The following is a 22,006-nucleotide window of genomic DNA, read 5'->3' on the forward strand; positions in this document are numbered from 1 at the left end:
GGCGTCCCTGCGAAGACGTTGAACTACCGGCTATGGATGCCACCGCGGATTCCGACCCGATGACCACGCTCGTCGAGGAGTTCTCCGGCTGGCACATCTGGCGCGGACGAAGCGGCCATCAGCTCAGCGGCTGGTACGCGACCCGCCGCAAGCGCCTGACGAACGCGGAGTTCCGCGCCGGCCTTTTCCGCACCCTGGCAGCCGATGACCCTCACGGACTCCGCGAACAGCTTGAACAACAGGCCGCGATCCAGAACCAATGTTGACCGGCTGCGAAAACACACCACCACGACGCCGGAGGGCAAAGCCATGACGGACACCGATCTCGCTCCCACAACTCGATACAGCGGCGCTGTGCTGCAACGGCAGGCGAGCACGCCCTTACAGTCCTATGTTGAGCGGGTGCTTCCAGATCTCCGCATCCGCATCGGCTCCCGTACCTCGCCCATGGCCGTCGCCCAGGCCGAATACGTTCGCGATCTGCTGCTCAAGTTCCGCCGAGAACATCGACGTTGAGCTGATCGGCATCGAGACGTCGGGGGATCGGTGGCAAGGCGACCTGGCCGAGCTGGGCGGTAAGGGCGCGTTCCTCAAGGAGATCGACCGACACCTGCTCATGGGCGCGATCGACGTCGCGGTGCACTGCATCAAGGACGTGCCTGGCGACGTCCCGATGCCCGAGGGCACCACGTTCGCCGCCTACCTGCTCCGCGAGGACGTGCACGACGTCGTGCTGTTCCCCGCCGGCTCTCCGTACCGCAGGCTCGCCGAGCTGCCGGCGGGCGCACGCATCGGCACCTCCGCCGTACGACGCAAAGCGCAGATCCTCCGCAAGCGACCCGACCTGCACGTCGACCGGATACGCGGCAACGTCAACTCCCGCATCGCCCGCTTCGACAGCGAACACCGCTTCGACGCAATGGTCCTCGCCCAGGCCGGCCTACGCCGAATCGGCATGGAACACCGAGCGGTCGAGGTCCTCCCGCTCGATGTGATGTGCCCGGCGGTCGGAGCCGGGGTTATCGGGATCCAGTGCCGTACGGCTGACGCGGGCATTGTGGAGCTATTGCGCCTGCTCGATGACCAGCAGACCCGCATTCACGTCACCGCCGAACGCACGATGCTGCACGGCCTGCAAGGCCACTGCAACAGCCCGATCGCCGGCCACTGCACCACCACACCGGACGGCCAACTCTCCCTACTCGGCATGGTTTTTAGCCGCGAAGGCGGCCAATTCGCCTACGCCCAGGAATGGGACACCCCCGACCACGCCCACGAACTCGGCGCATACGTCGCCGCCACCCTCGCCCGCAAGGGCGCACGCCAACTCATCGCCGGCACCGCCCGCTGACATGCCCACCAACATCGCCACACCAGAGACCGCCGCCCACGCCATACTCATCGACGAGCGCGGTTGGGTGTTGATCGTCCAGCCATCGTATAAACGACGCTGGCATCTGCCGGGCGGGTACGTGCACATTGGTGAAAAGTCATTTAGTTCGGCATGACAGGTGTGCGTGCGAAGCGCGCTCGGAGGTCCGGGTGACGCTCCCCCGCTCTCACACGACCGACGAACTCGCACTAATGAGTGAGTTCAACGTCGCGCACGTCCCTCTGCAGAAGGCCAAGATTGGCCTCTTGCCCAACGCGCTAGCTGAGATGGCCAACGCCTGAAATCGACATCTCCAGGACCACCAGCGAATGGGCTCCGTACGCTGGCTAGGTCTGCATACGAGAGACTGCTTCCGTAGGCGAAGTCTCCGCAGGCGCGCCCAAGTCGGCGACCTAGCGCCTCTCTCCTGGGCCGTGCCTACCCCCGGAACATCTCTCACCTCAGCCCCAGTGGCCCCACCAATAATTGCGTACCGTAGTTGCAGCGTCACGCAAAGTGATCGGACCTCTGACCGTTGTATGTGGCGGCGCTGAGCCTTAGCGTGGGCGTTCGTACGTGGGAGCTGTTGCTACCGTGTTTCCCTGATGCGGGTTAGCCATCAGTCCTAAGCTAGTACGTCATAGTCCGAGCCCTCGCAGGGCATGCCCTCTTACAGGGAGCGTGTACATCTATGCGCATTCTTCCACCTGTGGCTCCAACTCCCGAGCAATTAACTATCCTTGCAGACTCGAAGCCGGGCTATACCCTCATTAGAGGTGCTGCGGGCAGTGGAAAAACGACGACAGCCCTCCTCCGACTTAGGCAGCTGTGCGATTCTTGGCTAGCTCGACGCAATCGGCTTGGCATTGCCGATCCAGTTCGCGTCCTCGTGCTTACCTATAATCGCACACTTGAGGGGTATATCACTGAACTAGCCCGACAGCAGATAGCGGGCAGTGTTGGCCTCCAGCTCGAAGTGTACACGTTCGGCAAATGGGCGAAACATCTTCTCGGCGATGTCGATATCATCGACCGTGACGCATCCACTGACCTTTTGCGGCCCTTGCTTACCGGATTTCAGTCGGAGAAAGAATTTTTGCTCGATGAGATCGAATACTTGTTGGGGCGTTTCCTGCCGGACGACCTTGAATCTTATTTGACAGCACGCCGAGATGGCCGCGGTACCTCCCCGCGCGTAGAACAGTCCTTGCGTCAGCGATTGCTAGACGAAGTGGTTGGCCCGTACTCGGCAAAAAAGCAAGCCTCTGGGGTCCTCGACTGGAATGACGTCGCCGTGCAAGCAGGGAAGGTAAGTGATGTCCCTCCTTGGGATGTTGTCGTCATCGATGAGGCGCAAGATTTCCATGCGAATCAAATAAGGGCAATAGTATCTCATCTAGCCGAGCCGTTCTCTATGACCTTGGTCATAGACGCGATCCAGCGCATCTACCCTCGTTTTTTCTCCTGGAAAGAAGCCGGAGTTACAGAATTCGCCCGCGTGCACAGGCTGGGCAAGAACTACCGCAACACGAAACAAATCGCCGCCTTTGCAAGACCATTGGTCGAAGGCATCCCTTTGGATGACGACGGAGCACTCCCCAACTTCGATGCATGCAACAGTGAAGGCTCTATGCCAATAGTCGTTGCTGGAACATACAGCGAACAGATCGACTACATGCTGCGCCACCTTGCAACCCGCGTTGACCTTGCAGATCAGTCGGTCGTCTTTATGCAAGTACGAGGTTCCGGCTGGTTTAACTACCTCCGGCAGAGACTGCGGAACGCCGGCCTTCCGTGGGTCGAACTACAACGCGCAAGCGAGTGGCCCACGGGAACAGAAGCCATAGCGCTCTGTACGATGCACTCCGCCAAAGGTCTGGAGTTCGATCACGTTTTGATGCCTGGCCTCAACGGCGAAGTGACTCCTCATGGCAGTGAAGAGGGTGACACTCAGCTCGATCAACTAAGGCGGCTCGTCGCGATGGCGCTCGGGCGAGCGCGGAAGTCGGTAATGGTTGGGTACAAGCCAGAGGACCCATCAACAATCATTCAGCTTTTGAATCCAGAAACCTTTGAGTTGGTGCAGCTATGAGTCGTAGCGAAATCCTCGCCTATGCCCATGAGCTAGGTATTACGGAAATTCTTCACTTCACTACCAATAAAGGATTAGTGGGAATTTTTGCAAGTGGCGGTATACTGTCTCGGGACCGTCTAGAGGAAGATAAATACATCGAGCATATTTATACACCTAACTGCGAGGATCGCCTAAAGGATGCCGACTGGACCGATTACGTCAATTTGTCCATAAGTCGCATAAATGGGCGAATGTTGGGGGTGTCGGGGAATTGGCACAATACGGAGGATGTATGGTGGGTAATCCTGTCATTGGATGTCTCTGTGCTGGATGCGCCTGGAGTTTATTTTACGACTACCAACAATACGTATAGCAATTGCGTCATTCGAGGAACGGGGGTAGACGGACTGAAAGCCCTGTTTGCTGGCGCAGTTGAGTGGGGCTGGTACGGCTCGAAGATATCCCGCTACCCAAGCATGCCAGACGAGTACACTACTGATCCGCAGGCTGAGGTTCTCTATCCTGGGAAAGTTCCGATCAGCGCACTCCGTAAAATCTATGTGAAAGAAGGCGAGCATCAAGATGCTGTCTACGGCATGCTTTCGCCCTTTCCTTCCGTCCCGCGTGTTCCTGTTTTGAACGCGCCAGAGGTATTCCGATGAGCTCGCGTCCTCAAGACATAGTTATAGAAAAAAGACGACGTCGTGTGACTCATTCAATGCTTTGGGCGACGTGGGCTGATGCGCTTGGATTCATATCCGAGCTAACTGATGAGGTCGGGCTCAAGCGTCGCCTCAATGGCCGTGCGTTGGTCAATCCCCTACCATGGACGCGCCGTGTTGGCGGCCAGTACGGTGCTGAGGTGCTGCTGCCCGCCGGCTGCTATAGCGACGATACGCAGCTCCGGCTTTCTACGGCTCGCGCCATTTCGAACTCCGGATTCGACGTCGAAGCTTTCGCTCGTGTGGAACTTGCTGTATGGCCTAACTATGCGCTTGGTGGTGGCCGTGCCTCTAAAGCGGCCGCTGCACACGTCGCAAAAACAGCCGCGCCCTGGTACGGCAACTTTTTCTCTGGTTGGCAGCAAGCGGGCGGAAACGGTGCCGCAATGCGCATTCAACCTCATGTATGGAGCGCATCGGAGCCTGCGTCACTGCAATCTCATATAGGCGATCTTCTAAGTAACAGCATAACCACCCACGGACATATGCGTGCGCTTGTCGGCGCCGTATTGCATGCCGTCGCGCTGGGAAATGCCATTGAAGAGGGGCGTGCCCCGGCGCTTGAGGATTGGCATGAGTTGCTTAACAGGGCGGCTGAGGCGGTCGCCTTGTTTGACGATGTTCCACAGCTTGCTACCGTATGGCGGCCGACTTGGGAGCGCGATGCAAAGGAGCCGCTTCCGGAGGCTTGGGCGGCGGTAATAGATGAGTGCCGTCGTTCGATCAGTAGCGTGCAGGAGATTGTTGAGCGCCTGCGATCCTGTGACATATCGACAGAAGATGAGCCTTACGAGGAACTCATCACCTGCCTTCAACTCCGGGATAAGGCCGTGCGCGGCAGTGGCACGTCGACCGTTATTGCCGCTTTGGCGCTAAGTTCTGCATTTCCTGAAAACCCCGCTCGGGCGGCCCGACTAGCTTCCCGCGCCTTGGGGACAGACACCGATACCATCGCCACGATGGCCGCTGCGGTTTGTGGGGCCTCGGAAGGTGTGCCTGACGTCCCTAAATCAGAAATACTCGACTACCGTTATATGGTCAGTGAAGCTAATCGGCTTACTGATATCTCTTTTGGTCTCCCAGCTCCTTCTTTTAGCTATCCTGACCTACTCCATTGGACTCCTCCAAGGAGCCAGGTCGACGCTGTGGGTCGCGCAGGGAACCGCTTTGCGCTAGCCGGAATCGGCTGGCTAGAGCAAATAGAGGGGACTCCCACCTCGCGGGTACGCGACACTGAATGGCTCTGGACCAGGGCGGATTTTGGCGCCTCTTTCCTGGTGAAGAGGCGCGAGGATGTCCGTGAGCTGCCTGAATGGAATCATCCGGTTAGGCGCGCCAGTATGACGAACGCATCCCCTGCCAACGCACTCGAACGCGCTTCCGTCCAAGAGGAACTCGTTTCGGTGCCGCGAGTATCGTCTAAAGTCAGGCCGCGGGACAATAGTGGGCTAACTGGTAGCGGCAGGCGAACGAACGTTAGTCAGATCGATATCGACACTGAAGATATCCTGGCATGGGTCGCCAAGAGGAACTACTCTGAAGATGCGATTGGGTATGCTGTTCGTCGTTTGTCTGAAGCGGGATCGCTAGAGCAACTGATTACCTTTGTGGTGGCCACACGTCGACATTTTAACGATGACTAAGGACTGTCGACGGCTGTCATCACCGCCAGGCGGTTAATGCAGCCGCGATTCCGCCGATCGCCGCTGAGGATGGTCTCCCACGTAAGGCTCCCTACGCCCCTGCGGATCATGTTTCGCCCTCCTTGGCGCTGGGCAGCCGAGCCATGCTCGCTCGTCCCTCACTGTCGAGTGCATGACGCATGTTCCAAGCCGTTCTTGCCCAGACGGGTACAGGGGCATGAATGACCAACTGAGTGACAGTCGATGCGCACGTCCACGGACGCAGGCGGACGACCAGAGATCATGTGCTCAGGCAGCTTGTTCGATCATCTGTAACCGACGAGTGGTCGATCTCCCCTCGTAATGAATGGGCCATTGATTCGATTCCGATAGGCGACTCACCTGCAACAAGGGCACCTCTCCTCAGGAGAGGCGCCCTTCGCCGTTGCTGGTCTCATTCCTAGTCTCATTCGCATCGAACGAGGCCATGCCCTCGCACTGCGCGGCGACCTGCACGAGTAGCGACGCCACATGGGTGTGCGTGCGGGTGACGCGGCCAGGGGTGTGGCCGGTTGCGGTCTGGTGTTGTGGTGTCGCGCTGATGATTGGTTGTGATCTTGGTGGGTGGTTGATGATGTCGGTTATGACGGGGCGAGTGCTGACATGGTCTGGTGGCGTGGTCGCGGTGGTTTCGGCCGTGGTGTTGGTGGTGTATTTCGTGGTGGCGGGGTTCCATCTGATTGACACGCTGGGTGTGATCGGTGCGGTGGTGGGGATCGCGGGGCTGGTGCTGGCGGTGTACGGGATTGTGCTCAGCCGCCACGCTGATGACGGTGAGGATGAGCGGCGGGACCCTCCCTCAGCTTCGCCGGGCCCGCGGGTTACACAGCGGGCGCGGGCTTCGGGGCACGGGCGGGTGTATCAGGCTGGCCGGGATCAAAAGAACAACGACAAGTGACCGCCATGCCTGAGGAGCCGTCCCAGACGCCCGACGAAAGACCGGGCGTACAGCAGGAGGCGGATGCCTCGGGACATGGGCGGGTTTATCAGGCCGGTCGGGATCAGACCATCAATGAGGTGGTGTTGCCGAAGGGGGCGTTGCGGCCGGTTACCGAGGTGGCAGCTCCGCCGGGGCTGGTGAACGTACCGGCGCATTCGCAGTTGTTTGTGGGGCGTGCGGGTGAGTTGGCCAGCCTGAAGGAGATCCTGGGGGATGCGGGCGCGGTGGTGGTGACTGCGGTGCATGGGCTGGGTGGGGTGGGTAAGTCGACGCTGGCCGCACAGCACGCCGCCCAGCAGGCCACACGGTTCAACCCTGTGTGGTGGATTACTGCTGACACTGGCACCGCGGTGCAAGCCGGGCTGGCGGGTTTGGCGGTGGCGTTGCAGCCGGAGTTGGGGGTGCTGCCGTTGGAGGCGCTGGAGGCGCGGGCGCTGGCTTGGTTGCAGGCGCATCGGGGGTGGTTGTTGGTGATGGATGACCTCACCGACCCCGAGGCGGCCGCCGTGGTGTTGGATCGGCCGATGGCCGGGCGGATTTTGGTGACCAGCCGGCTGGGTGAGGGCTGGCACCGTTTCGGCGCCCACATGCTGCACCTGGACGTGCTATCGCAAGATGAGGCGGTCGCGTTGCTGACCCGGATCGCTGGGCACGGTCGGTCCGGTGGGAGGTTGGAGGGGGCGGCTGAGCTGGTGGTCGAGCTGGGGTGTCTGCCGCTGGCGGTGGAGCAGGCCGGCGCGTATCTGCATCAGGCCCGGCTGTCTGCGGCCGCCTATTTGGACCTGCTGAACGCCAGTCCGGCGGTGATGTTTGACCGGGCTGCTCGTGGATCTGATGGTGAGCGGACCATCGCCCGGATCTGGCGGCATACCTTGGACCGGCTCACCACCACGCCGCTGGCTGGGAATTTGTTGAGGGTGTTGGCTTGGTATGCCTCCGAGCAGATCCCCCGCACCCTGCTGGACGGCTTCGCCGATGGCCCGGATCTGGTCGATGCGCTGGGGGAGCTGGCGGCCTACAACATGATCACCCTGGAAGAGGACGGTGCGGTGAGCTTGCACCGGCTGGTCCAGGCCGTCGCCCGCACCGCTGACCCCGCCGACCCCCACCGGCACGAACCCGACATCACCGCCGCCCTCAACCACGCAACTGGTCTACTGAACCGCGCCCTCCCCGGCGACACGCGGAATCCGGCTACCTGGCCGGTCTGGCGGGCGCTGCTGCCCCACATCGCTACCCTGGCAAGCAACACGTCCCCGGTCGTCGATACCGCCACCATCGCCCACCTGCTCAACGACACCGGGGCGTTCCTGTACGACCAAGGCGACCTCGCCCGCGCCACTACCTACTACCAGCGCGCTCTGGCCGCCTACCAGCGGGTGCTGGGGGCCGACCACCCCTCCACCCTGGCCTCCGGTAACAACCTGGCCAGCGCCTACAGGGCGGCGGGTGATCTGGGGCGGGCCATGCCGCTGTGTGTACAGACGTTGGCTGACCGCGTGCGGGTGCTGGGCGCCGACCACCCCGACACCTTGTCCTCCCGCAGTAATCTGGCCGACGCCTACCGGGCGGCGGGTGATGTGGGGCGGGCGCTCTTTCTGCACGAGCAGACGTTGGCTGACCGCGTGCGTGTGCTGGGCGCCGACCACCCCGACACCTTGTCCTCCCGCAACAATCTGGCCAGCGCTTACCAGGCGGCGGGTGATGTGGGGCGGGCGCTCTTTCTGCACGAGCAGACGTTGGCTGACCGCGTGCGTGTGCTGGGCGCCGACCACCCCGACACCTTGTCCTCCCGCAACAACTTGGCTTACGCCTACCGGGCGGCGGGTGATGTGGGGCGGGCGCTCTCCCTGTACGAGCAGACGTTGGCTGACCGCGTGCGGGTGCTCGGCACCGACCACCCCTCCACCCTTATCTCCCGCAACAACCTGGCTTACGCCTACCGGGCGGCGGGTGATGTGGGGCGGGCGCTCCCTCTGTACGAGCAGACGTTGGCTGACCGCGTGCGGGTGCTCGGCACCGACCACCCCTCCACCTTGATCACCCGCAATCACCTGGCCGGCGCCTACCAGGCGGCGGGTGATGTGGGGCGGGCGCTCTCCCTGTACGAGCAGACGTTGGCTGACCGCGTGCGGGTGCTCGGCACCGACCACCCCTCCACCCTTACCTCCCGCAACCACCTGGCCTACGCCTACCAGGTAGCGGGTGATCTGGCGCGGGCCATCCCTCTGTACGAGGCCACTCTGAACGACTGCGAGCGGGTGCTGGGAGCCGACCACCCGCTCACCCAGGTGGTGCGGAGGAACCTAGAGGCGACCCGGTAGGCTGCCTGCCCGCAGCCGTATACCTTCCCGGACGCTCAGGAGAGCAGAACGGACATTGGTGCCGTGGAGCCGCCAGGGCGCATGACGGTCGGAACAGTCGACAACCAACGACAGACGTCGTCAACCGTCAGCGCAGCTCAGGCATTTCTATTGGTAGCACCGCGGGTAGTCGTCAATCGTTCCAGAGTTCACGAACATCTGCGACTGTCGTGTGGGGGTGGTGACCAACTGCGTGACAATCGAAGCGTACGTCCGTGGACTCCCATGGACAGTTAGGGACGATATGGCCAGGTAGGCACTGGCTCAGCGCCTGGCTAGCATCTAGCTGATCTTCCCTCGTAATGAATAGGTCGTCGGTTCGATTCCGACAGGCGGCTCACCTGCGACCTGGGCGTCTCTCCCTCGGAGAGGCGCCCATCGTCATTCTGGTTCATTTTTGGTCTCATTTCGATCGCGGTGGTTGCGATTCTGGCACGCGGCTTCGAACTATCGGGAGTTTGGGCCGGTCGCGGCCGACCTGCCGCAACAACTGCTGCGGCTGCTGGGTGCCCGCTGGGACCAGGGCAAGCGACGATTCACCGCGCCGGGCGCGGCCACGCTGTGGCGGGTGCTGATCGCCCTGGTACGCCGACGAACTGGACGCGAAGGTGGGAGCGTGGCTGCGCGAGCACGTCTCTTGCGGGGAGGGCGGCTGGGCGATCGCGATGATGGCAAGGACCTCCATGGAAGCTGGGACGCCGATGGCCGGCTGGTGCTGTTCTCGGCGATGACCCACCGGACGGGCGCCGGGACGCCGTCGTGGTCAGGCAGATCTGGGTTCCTGAGGGCACGACCGAGACCGCCCAGGTCCGTGCGCTGCTGGAGGAAATGAACATCGCCGGGGCGCTGGTGACGGCCGACGCCTTTTGCACACCCAACGTGATCACGCGGTTTTCCTAGTAGAACGCAGGAGGGCGCACCTATCTGCTGACGATGAAGAAGAATCAGCCCGCCCTGCACAAGTAGTCAAGGCTCTGTGCGGCGGCACGTCGAGGACGGGCACAGCCAGACCATCCATGGGTACGGCCGTATCGAATCGCCCTGGCCAACCGACGCCACGCCCAAGACCCCGGCCGCTGCCGCTCCACACTCGGTTTCACGTGATCAAACCGGACAAGACGTAAGAACACCGGAGCCCTGCTGGACGGGTGGTGATCATCCGCCCGCGTGGCGTGATCTTGCTGCGGCGAGCAAGACACGCCTGAGCGCATCACAATGAGCGGTGCGCTCGGCACTGGCCAGGGACGTTCGAGCAGGATGCGGGCGGTGGAAAGGCCCACCGCCCGCATCCCGGCCGCAGCGATCTGCCTCCTCTACACGGCGGCTGCGACGCCGGGTGTGGCCGGGGCTATCGTGCTGGCCCGCTCGGAAGCAGGTGTTGGAGAACCCACTGGCCGCCGACGTCGTAGACATCGACCAGATCGCGGAAGCGCATGTACATCTCATGCTGCTCGTTCGGCATGACCTTGGTCGCGAGTTTCAGCTCCGGCTTCTGTGCCTTGATCGCGTCGACGACTGCGACGTTGCTGCTGAAGTTGACGTTGCGATCGTCGTCGCCCTGCTCGATCAGCGTCGGCGCCGTCCACGAGGGGAGGTTGGCGATCGCGGCATTGCCGGAGTTGCCGGCCATGTCCCAGGCGACCTTGAAGATGTCAGAGTTCCGTGAGACCCCGAGCGACGTCAGGTAGCCGCCGTAGGAGAGTCCGTAGATACCGACCTTCGCGGGATCGACCTGCGGCTGCGCGAGCAGGAATGCCGCGCCGCCCTGGATGTCCTGGTACTCGCTGGCGCTCGTGCCGCCGCGGCCTGGGGCCGTGCGCCATGCATTGCCGTACATGATGCCGCCCCGGTAGTCGACGGAGAGCACGACGCAGCCGTGGCTGGCGAAGTACTCGTTCTCCTCGTACAGGACGGTGTACGTGTCGTAGTAGTGGTAGCCCAACAGCATCTGCCGCGACGGACCGCCGTGCGGGAAGATCAGCGCGCAGCCCGTTGGATGGGTCGGCACGAACAGCTGCCCATGGACGGTCTGATGGTCCACCGACGAGGGGAACGTGACCGCCTTCGGCTCGACGAGCTGGTGCAGCGGGTAGGACTTTGGGAGGCCGGGGCCACCGCGGGAGCGTTTGCCCGCAGCGTCACTGATGTACACCGTCGGTGGGACGTTGTAGCTGCCCTCGGCATAGGCGAGCTTGCCGTCGGCGAGCGGCGCCGGAGCCCACTGGCTCGGGTGACCGCCGGTGTCGGCCTGCGGCGTGCCGCCGTGGAAGCCGACCGAGAACAGGTGCCGTCGGGCGATGTCGCCGATATTGGTGGCATAGATGATTGACTTGTGGTCAAGCGTGACCTGCGCTGTCTCGACCTCGCCGTCGCCGGGCGTCAGCAGCGTCGCGGTGCCACCGGAGACTGGCACTGAGTACAGGTGGCGCCAGCCGTCGACCTCCCACACGAACGCGAGCGTGCCGTCGTTGGACCACATCAGCTGGTCACCCGGTTGGCTCTCGAACGTCGGGTTCTCGTCGAGCGCGTAATAGCTCGAACCCAGCCCGGGCGAGGCCTGCCAGACCTGCCGCGGAGTCAGAGTGGCCGCGTCGGCGACCCAGATCGACCACGGTTGCCCTGAGATGGTGCGCCGGAACGCGATCTGCGTGCCGTCAGGCGACCACACCGGGTTCGCGTCGCTCGCACCGGTGTGGTCGATCGCCGTCGTCGTGTGCGTGTTCATGTCGAACACCTCGGTGCCGCCCGATCGCGAGTAGAGCAGCTTGGCACCGTCTGGCGAAAAGCGCAGGTTGGACGGGGAGCCGCTGGGCACCGTGAGTAGCGGCTCGGAGCGGCCGACACGCGTCAGACCGCCGCTGGGGTTCCAGGTCAGGGTGGCGCTCATGATGGTCGTGCCGTTGATCCACACGAGCATGCTGTCGTCGGGCGTGAACGCCGGCGCGAGCCCGTCGCCGAGCAGCTGTGGCTTCCCCCCGCGCGAGGAGACGACGAATACCTGCCGGTGCGGCGGGATGGGCGTCGAGGCTGGATTGAGGATCTCCCCGGCGCTGTTCGGCGAGCTGCCGCGTACATAGGCGACCGCGGCGCCGGTGCGCGACAGGGCGAGCTGAGAGAGCTCTTGCCCATCGTCGTTCGGGTAGTCGACGATCTTGCCCGAATTGCCTCCGACAGGCATGAAGTAGATCGCGCGATCATAGGCCTCGCGCGTGATGTAGGCGATCGAGTGGCCGTCGCCGGAAGGCTGGGGCCCGTAGGATATCGGCGCCTGCAGGATGTCTCCGACCGTGAACACATCGTTGGCGCGTGCCGGCGGCGGGGTCCAACGGCCAAATGAAGGCACGGGCTCGGTCAGCTGCTGGTCGGGGATCCCCGGGTAGCTGCGCACGAACGAAATCTGTTTCCCGCCGGGCGTCCAAGCCGGCGCGCTGTCGGTCCCGAATGACGGGTCGACGTAGCCGATCTTGTTCGTGTCGCTGTCGTAAACCGCGATGAAGCCGTGGTCTCCGCGTGGGTTTTCGAACGCCAGCTGCTTACTGTCGGGCGAGAACACGAGCTTGCCGACGGTGCCGCGAATCGTCAATAGCTGCTTGGGGTCGCTCCAATGCGCCCCCTTACGGGTCTCGCTCAAGATGCTCTTGGCGTCGTTGGACACCCATGCCGCCTGCTTGCCATCCGGAGACAGCACCGCCCCCGGCGGCGGGGCTGCCTCCGTGGCGTACGCGGCCGTCCCGACGGTGATCCCTGGTACCAGCGCGAGCCCGAGCAAGGGGGCCGCTGCTCCAGCTATCAGCATGTAAATGCGTTTCACCTAACCACTCCAAAATGCGAGTTGGACAAGAATGAAAAGGCGATTCGACAGATGATGCGGATTAGGGCCAGGTAGCGGATCCTTCCTGCTCGACGCACAGCAGGCAGCAATTCGGTATGGGACGCCTCCTGATGCTGTTTTGGCTGAGGGAAGACCGACTCCGCGACGCTCGCCTCCTCAGGCAACGCTGCCTGATGTGCAACTCCCGTAACTCATTTCCAGCGGGGCACCCTGGCGCATTGGAACACCGCAGCAATCTGACGTCAACGAACGTGGTCATCGTCGGTCAGACCGTGTGATCGCGATGTGTGATTCAGTAGACACTTACTGCTACTAATTAGGTGCCGCCCGTATTAAATGTTTTCCCATCTACCTTTTTCTGTACCGATCGTTTCTTCTGGCACACTGGTTTGCGTCCGCTATCGGCCATCGCGCCGCTTTCTTCGATGAACTCCGACAACGGACCTTCTCCCTTGTCGTGGACATCACCTCGAGGCCTGGATCACGAGTGGTCCGGGTGAGAGGAGTCCTGGTTGGGGACCTGCAAGCACCCCACGGCCTGGGTGCGCATCGGCCTGCCGCACGCCAGCCGCCTGGCGGTCATCCGCCGCGACGTCGCCGACCTGGCCGGACAGCCGCTCGGCAAGGAGATCGTGTTCGTGGCCACCAGCCGCGCCGACCTGACTGCGGCCGAGATCTCCGCCCACACCCGGCGGCGCTGGGGATCGAGAATCTGGAGCACCGGCCCGACATCGTCTGGCGCGAGGATGACCAGCAGGCCCACCGCGGCAACGGCCCCCGAGCCATGGCCACCCTGCCCAAGCTGGCCCTCGGCCTGTTCGCCGTCCACGGCCGTGCTGCGGGAGTCGTGGCGCCGAGGCGGGCGACCCCTGGTCGAAGCTGCGCACCAGCAGGCACGCCAGGGCCACCAGCAGCGCCGTTAGAGCGGTCTCAAACGTGGTCTCATTCCGACGCATGTAAGCCGGGATACACGTCTGTCCGCCGAGGTATGCCACCAGCTGTCTGAGCTGGCCGACGTACCTCGGCGGACGTTCCCGAACGGCTCCTACTGGAACTCGGGATGAATAGGTCGTCGGTTCGATTCCGACAGGCGGCTCTCAGACAAGAAGCCCTCGCCCAGTCACGGGTGTGGGCTTCTTGGATGACTGGGTGACTATGGCTCCGAGAAGATGTTGTCCATGGCCTTAGCCTCGGCGAGCAGGATGGGCCGGATCCGCTTCCGATACGCCCTTTCCGTTATTTAGTGGTCGATGGATTGGCGATCATGCGTTCGACCTGCTGCCGTAGGGGCATCCGTCGTGCCGCCCGTCACCAGGAGCCGGTGTGGGCATGGCGGCGTAGGGCGTTCTCGGTCGCTTCGTCGGCGGGGAAGAACAGTTCGATGGACAGTTCGGAGAGTGTGACGTCCATCGGGGTGCCGAAGGTGCTCATGGTGGTGATGAGGGATAGCTCCTGGCCGCCGGCCTCTAGCCGCCACGGTACGACGGGGTCATCGCCTTCCTCGGCCGACAGGTGGCCCCATGCCTGGCGTTCGGGGATGGCCGGCCAGGTCGCGATTTCGTGGGCGAGGGTGGCCAGGGTGGGGTCTTGGCTTCGGGCGACGGCCCGGTCCAGCTGCCACAGGAGGTAGGCGGACCACTGGGCGAAGTTTCTGGTCCGGGGAGCGAGACCGGCGGGGTGCAGTGCGGTGCGGAAGATGTTGGTCGGTACGCCGCGGACGTCTGCCGGGATGTCGGAGACGAGTTGGCGCGCGGCCTGGTTGGTGAGCTGGACGCTCCAGGTCCGGTCGATCACGGCGGCGGGGAAGGGGTCGTGCGCGTCGAGCAGGAGCTGGAGCGAACGCCGGACGCGGACCAGCGCCGGTTCGGTAAGCGATGTCTCGGGGTAACGCGGGGCGTAGCCGGCGGCCAGCAGCCAGTCGTTGCGTTCGCGGAGCGGCACGTCCAGATGCCGGGCGATGGTCAGCAGTAGTCCAGCGCTCGGTTTGGACTTGCCGAGCTCGACGAAGCTGAGATGACGGGGCGAGATGCCGATCTCGTGGGCCAGGTCCATCTGGCTGCGCCGGGCCAGGCCCCGGCGGCGGCGGATCAGGAGCCCGACGGCCGCGTGTGTCATGAGCCGGACGATAGCGAGACCGGTGGAGGAGAAACGAGTACCTGTCAGGTATTCGCTTTGCGGCATCTGGGGGCCGCACGATGGCCTGGTTTCTTACCAGTGAAGAGGAGTCGTGACATGCCGTTCTTCGGGGCTTCGGACGGAACCCGCCTGTTCTACGCGGAGGCGGGCCGGGCCGACGGTCGCACTTTCGTGTTCGCCCACGCCTGGGCCTTCAACAGTGGGATGTGGCATTACCAGATCCCTGAACTGCTGGCCGCCGGTATGCGGTGTGTCGTCTTCGACCGTCGCGGCCACGGGCGTTCCGACGTCCCCGGGCGAGGCTACGGCCTCGACCGCCTCGCCGACGACCTGGCGGATCTACTCGATCACTTGGGTCTGCGCGAGGTCGTGTTGGTCGGTCACTCACTGGGCGCCGCCGAGGCGGTCCGTTACCTGTCCCGGCACGGGGACGGACGGGTCGCGGGAGTCGTGCTGAGCGCGCCGACGACGCCGTTCCTCCTTCGTACGGACGACAACCCGGACGGTCCCGTCGAGGCGGCGGACTTCGCGGCGCTCCAGGAGGTCATGCGCCGGGACATCGGCGTCTTCGTCGAGGGCACCTCCCACGCCGACTACTTCGGACCTGCCTACGAGGTGTCCGCGGGGCTGGGCGACTGGACCCGCCGCCAGTTCTTCGACACGCCCCTCCAGGTGCTGCTGTCGACCAACGAAGTGGTCATCACGGCCGACCAGCGCGAGGAGCTGCAAAAGGTCCGGATGCCTGCGCTGGTGATCCAGGGTGACGCCGACCGCTCGGCGCCGATCGACCTGACCGGACGAAGGACCCACGCCCTGCTCCCCGACGCGAGGCTCGTGGTGTTCCAAGGCGCGGGACACGGCCTCTACATGAGCGACCCAGGCCGTTACAACGCCGAACTCCTCCGCTTCGCAGACACCCTGCCGGCGGAGGGCGATGCCCGCGGTGAGCAGGTTCAGCCAGTGAGCTGACCGGCCGAGCAGTGCAGGTAGGTCCGAACACGACCGACGGGTCACCATTCGGGCTTATTTTTCAACCCCCTGCTCAGCGCGCCGGCCCTTGGCACGGTTCGGCCAGAACGGACAACGGTGTTGTCCTGTATCTGCCGCCGCAGGCACCAGAGCAACGAGCTTGCCGTACACGAGACACCCTGGGGCTTGATCGCTCAGACAGGGTCCGATGAGTGACCAAGTGGGTGACAATCGGGCCGTACAGCCATGGACTCTTACGGACGATCAGAGACGGCCTGACCAGGCCGTGCGCCGTACGGTCAGCTCGTTCTCTTCTGGGCTGTGGCGTATGCGGTGCTGGCCGGACTCGCGGCCCTGCGGCCGCCAATGTACCTTGACCCATCGGAACCGAACCGGACCACGCCGAGCTGCTGAAGTCGGCGGTGAAGGCGCGGCTGGCCGCCGGCGGCCAGGTGACCGGCCCGGCCGTCACGGCACGATGCGGTCGGAGCTGTTGAAGCGTCTCGGTGATGCGGCCCTGTGGCCGTACCGACGCGACGTCGGCGCACAACGCGAGTGTCCGGTCAGTGACTGCCGCTGCCTGCTCGACCTCGCCCGCGTCGAGGTGAGCGTCGGCAAGCCACGTCAGGTACAGCGCCTTGTCCCGGTGTGTGTGTCGTCGTAGCGCGCCAGAGCGCGCGACCAGACCGGTAGAGCGCCTCTTCGGTCATCCCGAACGCGCGGGTGTGCAGGAGTCGATAGTGCTCGCTGATCTGCTCCACGTCCCCGCTGATATCGGCCGTACGAGTGCGGACAACCGATTCCACGTTCGCCTTGCTTGATGCCCGGGAAGACCTCGGTGTGCACCGCCGAGCTGCGGCGATGTCTGTCCGGGGACCGGTCCGTCGCGACCGTGGTGCTGGCGAGTGCGGCGCTGCTGCGTGACCGTCCGCGGGCTGACTCATCGGGCTTTCGGGTCAGTGGCGGCTGCCGCCCTGATCTGGCGGACCGCTTCGTCGATGCCGCCGTTCCAGGGGGTGCCGTGACCGGGGAGCAGCCAGGTCGCCTCGAGGTGGGTCAGCCGGCTGAGGGAGGCGAGGGCCTGTTCCGGGTCGTCGGTGAATGGGGCCGGCTGGGGGCCGCGCCGACCGGTCAGGACGTGGCGGGTGGTGAGGGCGTCGCCCGCGAAGACGGCGTCGGCGGCTGGGACGTGGATGGCGATGCTGCCAGGGGAGTGGCCGGGCATGCCGATGATGTGGGGTGCGCCTGGGAGGTCGAGGATGTCGCTGTCCGCCACCTCGGTCACCTCGGTGAGGTAGGTGGTGCGCAGGCCGCCTTTGCGGGCCGCGTACCCGAGGAAGCGGGCTGTCGCGCCGAGCTTCATGGGACCCCAGCTGGCCTTGGGTTTGGTCTCGCCGCGGGAGCGGGCGGCGTCGGCGCGGTGGACGTACACCGGGATGTTGTGGTCGCGGCGGAGGCGTTCGGCGAAGCCGAGGTGATCGGTGTCGCCGTGGGTGAGGACGACGCCGCGTATGTCGCTGACGGAACGGCCCAGTGCGGCCAGCTCGGCGGTCAGTTCGCGCCAGTGGCCTGCGAGTCCGGCGTCGATGACGGTGATGCCCTCGTCGGTCACGATCAGATGGACCGCGACGATGTCGTTGCCTATGCGGTGGAGGTGATTGCCGAGCTTCATGACTGTGCCTTTCCTTCGGGGAGGTCGGTATCGATGGCTACGATACATAGCCATCATGGCTACGGTCCATAGCTATGATGAACGTGACACCACCGCCGGCCGGAGGAGCACGGATGCCGACGCCTGAACGGACTTCGCTCGCGGACATCGTCGGAGCAGCCCGGGACATCGTGGAGAAGGAGGGGCTCGCAAACCTGACCATGCAGGCGGTCGCCGTTCGCGTCGGCGTGCGGGCGCCGTCGCTCTACAAGCGGGTACGCAATCGCGACGACCTTGTCCGGCTGGTCACCGATGCCGCCGTCCGCGATCTGGGCGAGCAGCTTGACGCGGTGGCGGTCAGCGGGGACGCCCGCGAGGATCTGGGGAAGCTGTGCCGGGCGTTCCGGGCGTTCGCGCACGCGTACCCGGCCGGCTACCGCCTGATCTTCGCCGCGAGGTCCGAGGCGAGCAGGCCGGACGTCGGCGCGCTCGCCGCGTCGGCGGCTTCCGTTCTGCGGGTTGCCACGGAACTGGCCGGGCCCGGGGAGGCGCTCGAGGCGGCGCGGATGATCACGGCCTGGGCGCACGGCTTCGTCAGCATGGAGCTGGCGGACGCGTTCAATCTGGGCGGGGATGTCGAGCGCGCCTTCGAGTACGGGATCGCTCGGCTCGCGGACTCGCTTGCGAAGGCGTGAGTATCCGGGTGGCTCCGGCCATTTTCCAGCGAACGAAACTGGTCAACGACAACGACAACATCACCTCGGTCCGTGAGGATCATGTCGGGAAGCTGGTCGCCCCCTTGACCCGTACATCAAGGAACAGGCGACCATCTGCACTCTGCGCAGCCCTCGGCCTGTGAGTCACACGCACGGATCAGTGGCCCCGCGAGTGACCAACTGAGTGGCAATCGGCGCGTACGTCGACGGACCCTCGTGGACACCACGGGTTCACATGCGCCGCCACTCACCGTGGAGTCGTTTCCGGCTGCTCCGTGCCCTCTAGCAGCATCCGGATATCGTCGGTGAATCCCGCCGCGTCGGTCAGATCGAAGGCCACACGCTGGAGCAGGAACCCGTGCAGCAGGCCCAGCACCACCCGCGCGCCACGCTCCGGTTCCGCGGTGGGCGGAACGGCGCCTGCCGCCTGACCACGGCGTAGCGCATCGGCGATGCTGCGGCGTACGGACTCGAAGCCTTCGACGGCGTGAGTGCGCACGGTGTCGTTCCGCAGCAGTTCCGACCACGTCTGCACGGCGCAGCGCAGCAGTTCCTCGACCGGTACCGCGTGTCCCGCGGCATCGGTGACGGTTTCGGCGCTCAGCGCCTCAAGTGATGCCGCCACCAGGTCGGCGACGGAGGTGGCGGAGGTGCCGGCGGCCAGCCGCTCGACCGGTTCGAAGATCAGCCGGAACGCGTCTCCGGCGATGGCAAGGATGATCTCCTCCTTGCTCGCGAAGTAGCGGTACGGCGCCCCGGCCGAGATGCCGGCCTCGGTGGCGATGTCGGGCATCGAGGTTTGGTGGAAACCGTCGCGGGAGAAGCAGCGACGTGCCGCCGCCACGATCTCCGCGCGCTTGGCCTCGCGGCGCTCGGGTGTGATGCGCGGCATGGCCGACCCTCCTTCAACGTGAATGACCATTTACCTTGACGGGCAACGCTCGTGGTCCTAGCGTAAAAGTGAAAGGTCATTCACGGATGAGGAACTCGCGATGAACGCGAAACTGCGTGTAGCCGCCTGCGTCTACGAGCACACCGAGGCACTGTTCGACGGCCGCGTCGTGATCGAGGGGGCGGACGCCACCTTTCAGACGGCCTCGCTGGTGTCGGACATCTTCCGGCGCACCGTCGAGAGGTGCTACGACGTCTCCGAGTACGGCCTGACCTACTTCCTGCGCACCTTCGACCTTGAGGACTCGCCGTTCCTGGCGCTGCCGATCTTCCCGAACCGCAACTTCCGGCACTCGTCCGTCTTCGTGAACACAGCAGCGGGGATCGAGCGGCCGCAGGACCTCGCGGGTAAGACGATCGGCGAGTTCGCGCTGTTCGGGCACGACCCGGGGGTGTGGATCAAGGGCATCCTCGCCGACGAGTACGGCGTGACTCCCGACCAGTGCCACTGGGTCATCGGGGGCACCGACCGTCCCATCCCCGCGTTCGACTGGATCCCGCAGCCGGTGCCGGAAGGGGTGGACGTGCGGCACGCGGCCGACGGCGAGACCCTGGCCGCCATGCTCGAATCCGGCGAGATCGACGCGCTCATCTCGGTCGACGTGCCCCGGTCCCTGCTGAACGACTCGACGAAGGTCGCCCGGCTCTTCCCCGACTACGAGACCGTGGAGCGCGACTACTACCGGCGTACCGGGATCTTCCCGCAAATGCACATCGTCGCAGTCCCCCGGGAGTTGGCAACGCGGACCGATCTGATGAAGGCGATCTACCGAGCCTTCTGCGAGGCCAAGGACATCGTCCAGCGGAAGTATCGCCACGGTGCGCTGAAGCAGCACATGAGCGTCGTTACCCCCTGGTTCAGCAAGCACTTCGAGGAGAATCGGGAGCTCCTGGGGGAGGACTGGTGGCCCTACGGCCTCACCGCGAACCGCAAAGCAGTCGACACGTTCCTGCGTTACCACTACGAACAGGGCCTCTCGAAGCGGCTGCTGACCAGCGAGGACATTTTCGTCCCCGCGCTCCTCGACACCTGATCGGCACGAACGCCAGGTTGGGTCGCCGGCACCGATCCACTCGGATCTTTGTGCGAAAGTCTGCACCCAGCCACGATCCACCTGCCGCCCGCACCCGCGCCGGGACGCGACCCACACTCAAATCCGGGGAGGCGGACTAATACCGCTGCGCGTACCAGGTCGGCGGCTCGCCGAACATGCTTTTGAAGTCGCGGATGAAGTGGCCCTGGTCGGCGTAGCCGAGGTCCGCCGCCAGCGCGGCCCAGTCGATCGCCCCGCCGGCGGCCATGCGTGCGGTCACCTCGTGCAGGCGGTAGCGGCGGATCACCCACTTGGGCCCGATGCCGACGTACTCCGCGAACAGCCGTTGCAGCCCCCGCATACTCATCCCCAGCTCGCCCGCGAGGCGTTCGACCCTGGTCACGGCCTTGTCCTTGGCGATCAGCTCGACCGCGGCCACCGCCTGGCGCACCCGGGGGTCGTCGTCCCGCAGGTGTTTCAGCAGGAACGCATCCACGGTCGGCACGTCGAGCGTCGTGGGCAGGTCCGGGCCGAACACCTCGGTCGCCGGGACGACGCGGTCGGTGATCGTCGAGACCGAGGCACCGAGGAATGGGCGGAAGCAGCCCGGCCGGAACGCGACGCCGAAGACGTGGTCGCGGCCCTCGAGGACCTTGATCTGGTAGCCGCTGCATACGCCGTTGACGTCCGCGCGGCCGCCGCCGAACGACAGGTGCACGTTCGGGTACGGCACGATCTTCTGCCGGTAGGGCTCGGCGTAGTCCCAGCGAGCCTCCCAGTAATGATCCACCCATGGCGCGAGCGCCGGCGACGGGCCGTGGAACGCGTGGCGCTGATACCTGGTCCACACACTCCGCAGCTCACGAACGTCCCGCCCCACACGGCAGAGTGTATGTCGCCTTTGTTCAATACCCCTCCGGCCTGCGCCGCCTAGCGTCGCCGCCATGTCACATCTGTCCAACGCGGCCGAGGCCATGGCCGCGGTCGCCCGCACCATCACCGACGACCAGCTCGCCAACAAGACTCCGTGCGCGGAGTACGACGTGCGGGCACTGGTCAACCACCTCCTGTTCTGGGGCCCGTCGCTCGCCGGCGCCGGCCGCAAGGAGTCCGTTCCGCAGCCGGCGGCCGCCGAGTCCGATGTGGACCTGGCGGCCGGCGACTGGTGCGGCCGCCTGCTCGCCCTGCTGGACGACATCACGTCGTCGTGGGCGCCGCCGAGCGCCTGGGAGGGGGAGACGAGCATGGGCACGCCGCACATGCTGCCCGCGCCCGTCATGGGCGACATGATCGTCGGCGAGCTGGCCGTGCACGGCTGGGACCTGGCGGTCGCGACCGGGCAGCGGCTGGAACTGCCCGCCGACCTGCTGGCGCATCTGCACGACACGGTGTTCGCCGGCGTGGAGCAGGGGCGGGAGATGGGCATGTACGGCCCGGAGGTCGCGGTGCCGGCCGACGCACCCACCTTGCACCGCATCCTCGGCCTGACCGGCCGTGATCCTGCCTGGGCGTAGTCTCCGAACCTCGACCTTGACAGACATAGAAACGTCAGAAGGTCGCTGCG

The 22,006-nt window shown here is 64.7% G+C and carries 19 protein-coding genes; 14 read left to right on the forward strand and 5 right to left on the reverse strand.

The window, feature by feature from the left end; translation table 11 throughout:
• The first annotated feature begins 32 nt into the window (after window positions 1–32).
• From ABEA10_RS36655 to ABEA10_RS36695, 9 genes are all read left to right on the forward strand, one after another.
• Entirely contained in the window at window positions 33–266 is a 234-nt protein-coding gene (locus ABEA10_RS36655) for a hypothetical protein (protein ID WP_345471952.1), read from the forward strand.
• A 128-nt stretch (window positions 267–394) separates the two neighbouring features.
• Window positions 395–1,351 (forward strand): hydroxymethylbilane synthase, encoded by a 957-nt coding sequence (gene hemC / locus ABEA10_RS36660; RefSeq protein WP_345471954.1) that lies wholly within the window; start codon window positions 395–397, stop codon window positions 1,349–1,351.
• A gap of 1 nt (window position 1,352) precedes the next feature.
• Entirely contained in the window at window positions 1,353–1,508 is a 156-nt protein-coding gene (locus tag ABEA10_RS36665; RefSeq protein WP_345471956.1) for an NUDIX hydrolase, read from the forward strand.
• 555 nt (window positions 1,509–2,063) lie between these two features.
• Window positions 2,064–3,464, forward strand: a complete 1,401-nt coding sequence (locus ABEA10_RS36670; protein WP_345471957.1) for a 3'-5' exonuclease — start codon at window positions 2,064–2,066, stop codon at window positions 3,462–3,464.
• Window positions 3,461–4,108, forward strand: coding sequence for a DarT ssDNA thymidine ADP-ribosyltransferase family protein (locus ABEA10_RS36675; protein ID WP_345471958.1), 648 nt, complete (start codon window positions 3,461–3,463; stop codon window positions 4,106–4,108). The genes ABEA10_RS36670 and ABEA10_RS36675 overlap by 4 nt, the downstream gene beginning before the upstream one ends.
• A 56-nt stretch (window positions 4,109–4,164) precedes the next feature.
• The gene (locus ABEA10_RS36680) at window positions 4,165–5,811 is read left to right on the forward strand and encodes an ADP-ribosylglycohydrolase family protein (protein ID WP_345472819.1); all 1,647 of its coding nucleotides are present in this window, start codon (window positions 4,165–4,167) and stop codon (window positions 5,809–5,811) included.
• Window positions 5,812–6,466: 655 nt separating this feature from the next.
• Window positions 6,467–6,748: a hypothetical protein gene (locus ABEA10_RS36685; RefSeq protein WP_345471960.1), complete on the forward strand. Its 282-nt coding sequence runs from the start codon at window positions 6,467–6,469 to the stop codon at window positions 6,746–6,748.
• 5 nt (window positions 6,749–6,753) lie between these two features.
• Complete coding sequence (gene fxsT / locus ABEA10_RS36690) at window positions 6,754–9,114, forward strand: FxSxx-COOH system tetratricopeptide repeat protein (protein ID WP_345472821.1); 2,361 nt, start codon at window positions 6,754–6,756, stop codon at window positions 9,112–9,114.
• Between the two features lie 798 nt (window positions 9,115–9,912).
• Complete coding sequence (locus tag ABEA10_RS36695; protein ID WP_345471962.1) at window positions 9,913–10,053, forward strand: hypothetical protein; 141 nt, start codon at window positions 9,913–9,915, stop codon at window positions 10,051–10,053.
• A 448-nt stretch (window positions 10,054–10,501) separates the two neighbouring features.
• Here the strand turns inward: ABEA10_RS36695 and ABEA10_RS36700 are convergent, their stop codons facing one another.
• On the reverse strand, window positions 10,502–12,964 hold the full coding sequence (locus ABEA10_RS36700; RefSeq protein ID WP_345471964.1) for a S9 family peptidase: 2,463 nt from the start codon (window positions 12,962–12,964) through the stop codon (window positions 10,502–10,504).
• 533 nt (window positions 12,965–13,497) lie between these two features.
• Here ABEA10_RS36700 and ABEA10_RS36705 point away from each other — a divergent pair.
• On the forward strand, window positions 13,498–13,908 hold the full coding sequence (locus ABEA10_RS36705) for a hypothetical protein (RefSeq protein WP_345471965.1): 411 nt from the start codon (window positions 13,498–13,500) through the stop codon (window positions 13,906–13,908).
• Window positions 13,909–14,293: 385 nt separating this feature from the next.
• Here ABEA10_RS36705 and ABEA10_RS36710 read toward each other — a convergent pair whose 3' ends face one another.
• Window positions 14,294–15,100 carry a helix-turn-helix domain-containing protein gene (locus tag ABEA10_RS36710; protein WP_345471966.1) on the reverse strand — a complete coding sequence of 269 codons (807 nt, stop codon included), beginning with the start codon at window positions 15,098–15,100 and terminating at the stop codon, window positions 14,294–14,296.
• A 117-nt stretch (window positions 15,101–15,217) separates the two neighbouring features.
• Here ABEA10_RS36710 and ABEA10_RS36715 point away from each other — a divergent pair, with 117 nt between their 5' ends.
• Window positions 15,218–16,090, forward strand: coding sequence for an alpha/beta fold hydrolase (locus tag ABEA10_RS36715; protein ID WP_345471968.1), 873 nt, complete (start codon window positions 15,218–15,220; stop codon window positions 16,088–16,090).
• Window positions 16,091–17,030: 940 nt separating this feature from the next.
• On the opposite strand, the gene ABEA10_RS36720 is transcribed toward ABEA10_RS36715, so the two are convergent.
• Window positions 17,031–17,762, reverse strand: coding sequence for an MBL fold metallo-hydrolase (locus ABEA10_RS36720; RefSeq protein WP_345471970.1), 732 nt, complete (start codon window positions 17,760–17,762; stop codon window positions 17,031–17,033).
• A 113-nt stretch (window positions 17,763–17,875) separates the two neighbouring features.
• Between ABEA10_RS36720 and ABEA10_RS36725 the strand changes: the two genes are divergently transcribed.
• Entirely contained in the window at window positions 17,876–18,436 is a 561-nt protein-coding gene (locus ABEA10_RS36725) for a TetR/AcrR family transcriptional regulator (RefSeq protein ID WP_345471971.1), read from the forward strand.
• Window positions 18,437–18,704: 268 nt separating this feature from the next.
• Here ABEA10_RS36725 and ABEA10_RS36730 read toward each other — a convergent pair whose 3' ends face one another.
• On the reverse strand, window positions 18,705–19,349 hold the full coding sequence (locus ABEA10_RS36730; protein ID WP_345471973.1) for a TetR/AcrR family transcriptional regulator: 645 nt from the start codon (window positions 19,347–19,349) through the stop codon (window positions 18,705–18,707).
• A gap of 100 nt (window positions 19,350–19,449) precedes the next feature.
• On the opposite strand from ABEA10_RS36730, the gene ABEA10_RS36735 reads away from it, so the two are divergent.
• Window positions 19,450–20,442: a substrate-binding domain-containing protein gene (locus tag ABEA10_RS36735; protein ID WP_345471975.1), complete on the forward strand. Its 993-nt coding sequence runs from the start codon at window positions 19,450–19,452 to the stop codon at window positions 20,440–20,442.
• Window positions 20,443–20,578: 136 nt separating this feature from the next.
• Here the strand turns inward: ABEA10_RS36735 and ABEA10_RS36740 are convergent, their stop codons facing one another.
• The gene (locus tag ABEA10_RS36740; RefSeq protein WP_345471977.1) at window positions 20,579–21,322 is read right to left on the reverse strand and encodes a DUF6597 domain-containing transcriptional factor; all 744 of its coding nucleotides are present in this window, start codon (window positions 21,320–21,322) and stop codon (window positions 20,579–20,581) included.
• 64 nt (window positions 21,323–21,386) lie between these two features.
• On the opposite strand from ABEA10_RS36740, the gene ABEA10_RS36745 reads away from it, so the two are divergent.
• A complete protein-coding gene (locus ABEA10_RS36745) occupies window positions 21,387–21,956 on the forward strand; it encodes a TIGR03086 family metal-binding protein (protein ID WP_345471978.1) in 570 nt (189 codons plus the stop codon).
• Window positions 21,957–22,006: the final 50 nt, after the last annotated feature.

It is taken from the genome of Actinoallomurus oryzae (genome assembly GCF_039541955.1).
Taxonomy (GTDB): domain Bacteria; phylum Actinomycetota; class Actinomycetes; order Streptosporangiales; family Streptosporangiaceae; genus Actinoallomurus; species Actinoallomurus oryzae.

Excerpts from the sequence above, each read along its gene's own strand:
- ABEA10_RS36655 (WP_345471952.1), top strand. The coding sequence starts at position 33 with ATGGATGCCACCGCGGATTCCGACCCGATGACCACGCTCGTCGAGGAG.
- ABEA10_RS36665 (WP_345471956.1), top strand. The coding sequence starts at position 1,353 with ATGCCCACCAACATCGCCACACCAGAGACCGCCGCCCACGCCATACTC.
- ABEA10_RS36670 (WP_345471957.1), top strand. The coding sequence starts at position 2,064 with ATGCGCATTCTTCCACCTGTGGCTCCAACTCCCGAGCAATTAACTATC.
- ABEA10_RS36675 (WP_345471958.1), top strand. The coding sequence starts at position 3,461 with ATGAGTCGTAGCGAAATCCTCGCCTATGCCCATGAGCTAGGTATTACG.
- ABEA10_RS36680 (WP_345472819.1), top strand. The coding sequence starts at position 4,165 with ATGCTTTGGGCGACGTGGGCTGATGCGCTTGGATTCATATCCGAGCTA.
- fxsT (WP_345472821.1), top strand. The coding sequence starts at position 6,754 with ATGCCTGAGGAGCCGTCCCAGACGCCCGACGAAAGACCGGGCGTACAG.
- ABEA10_RS36710 (WP_345471966.1), bottom strand. The coding sequence starts at position 15,100 with ATGACACACGCGGCCGTCGGGCTCCTGATCCGCCGCCGCCGGGGCCTG.
- ABEA10_RS36715 (WP_345471968.1), top strand. The coding sequence starts at position 15,218 with ATGCCGTTCTTCGGGGCTTCGGACGGAACCCGCCTGTTCTACGCGGAG.
- ABEA10_RS36720 (WP_345471970.1), bottom strand. The coding sequence starts at position 17,762 with ATGAAGCTCGGCAATCACCTCCACCGCATAGGCAACGACATCGTCGCG.
- ABEA10_RS36725 (WP_345471971.1), top strand. The coding sequence starts at position 17,876 with ATGCCGACGCCTGAACGGACTTCGCTCGCGGACATCGTCGGAGCAGCC.
- ABEA10_RS36730 (WP_345471973.1), bottom strand. The coding sequence starts at position 19,349 with ATGCCGCGCATCACACCCGAGCGCCGCGAGGCCAAGCGCGCGGAGATC.
- ABEA10_RS36735 (WP_345471975.1), top strand. The coding sequence starts at position 19,450 with ATGAACGCGAAACTGCGTGTAGCCGCCTGCGTCTACGAGCACACCGAG.
- ABEA10_RS36745 (WP_345471978.1), top strand. The coding sequence starts at position 21,387 with ATGTCACATCTGTCCAACGCGGCCGAGGCCATGGCCGCGGTCGCCCGC.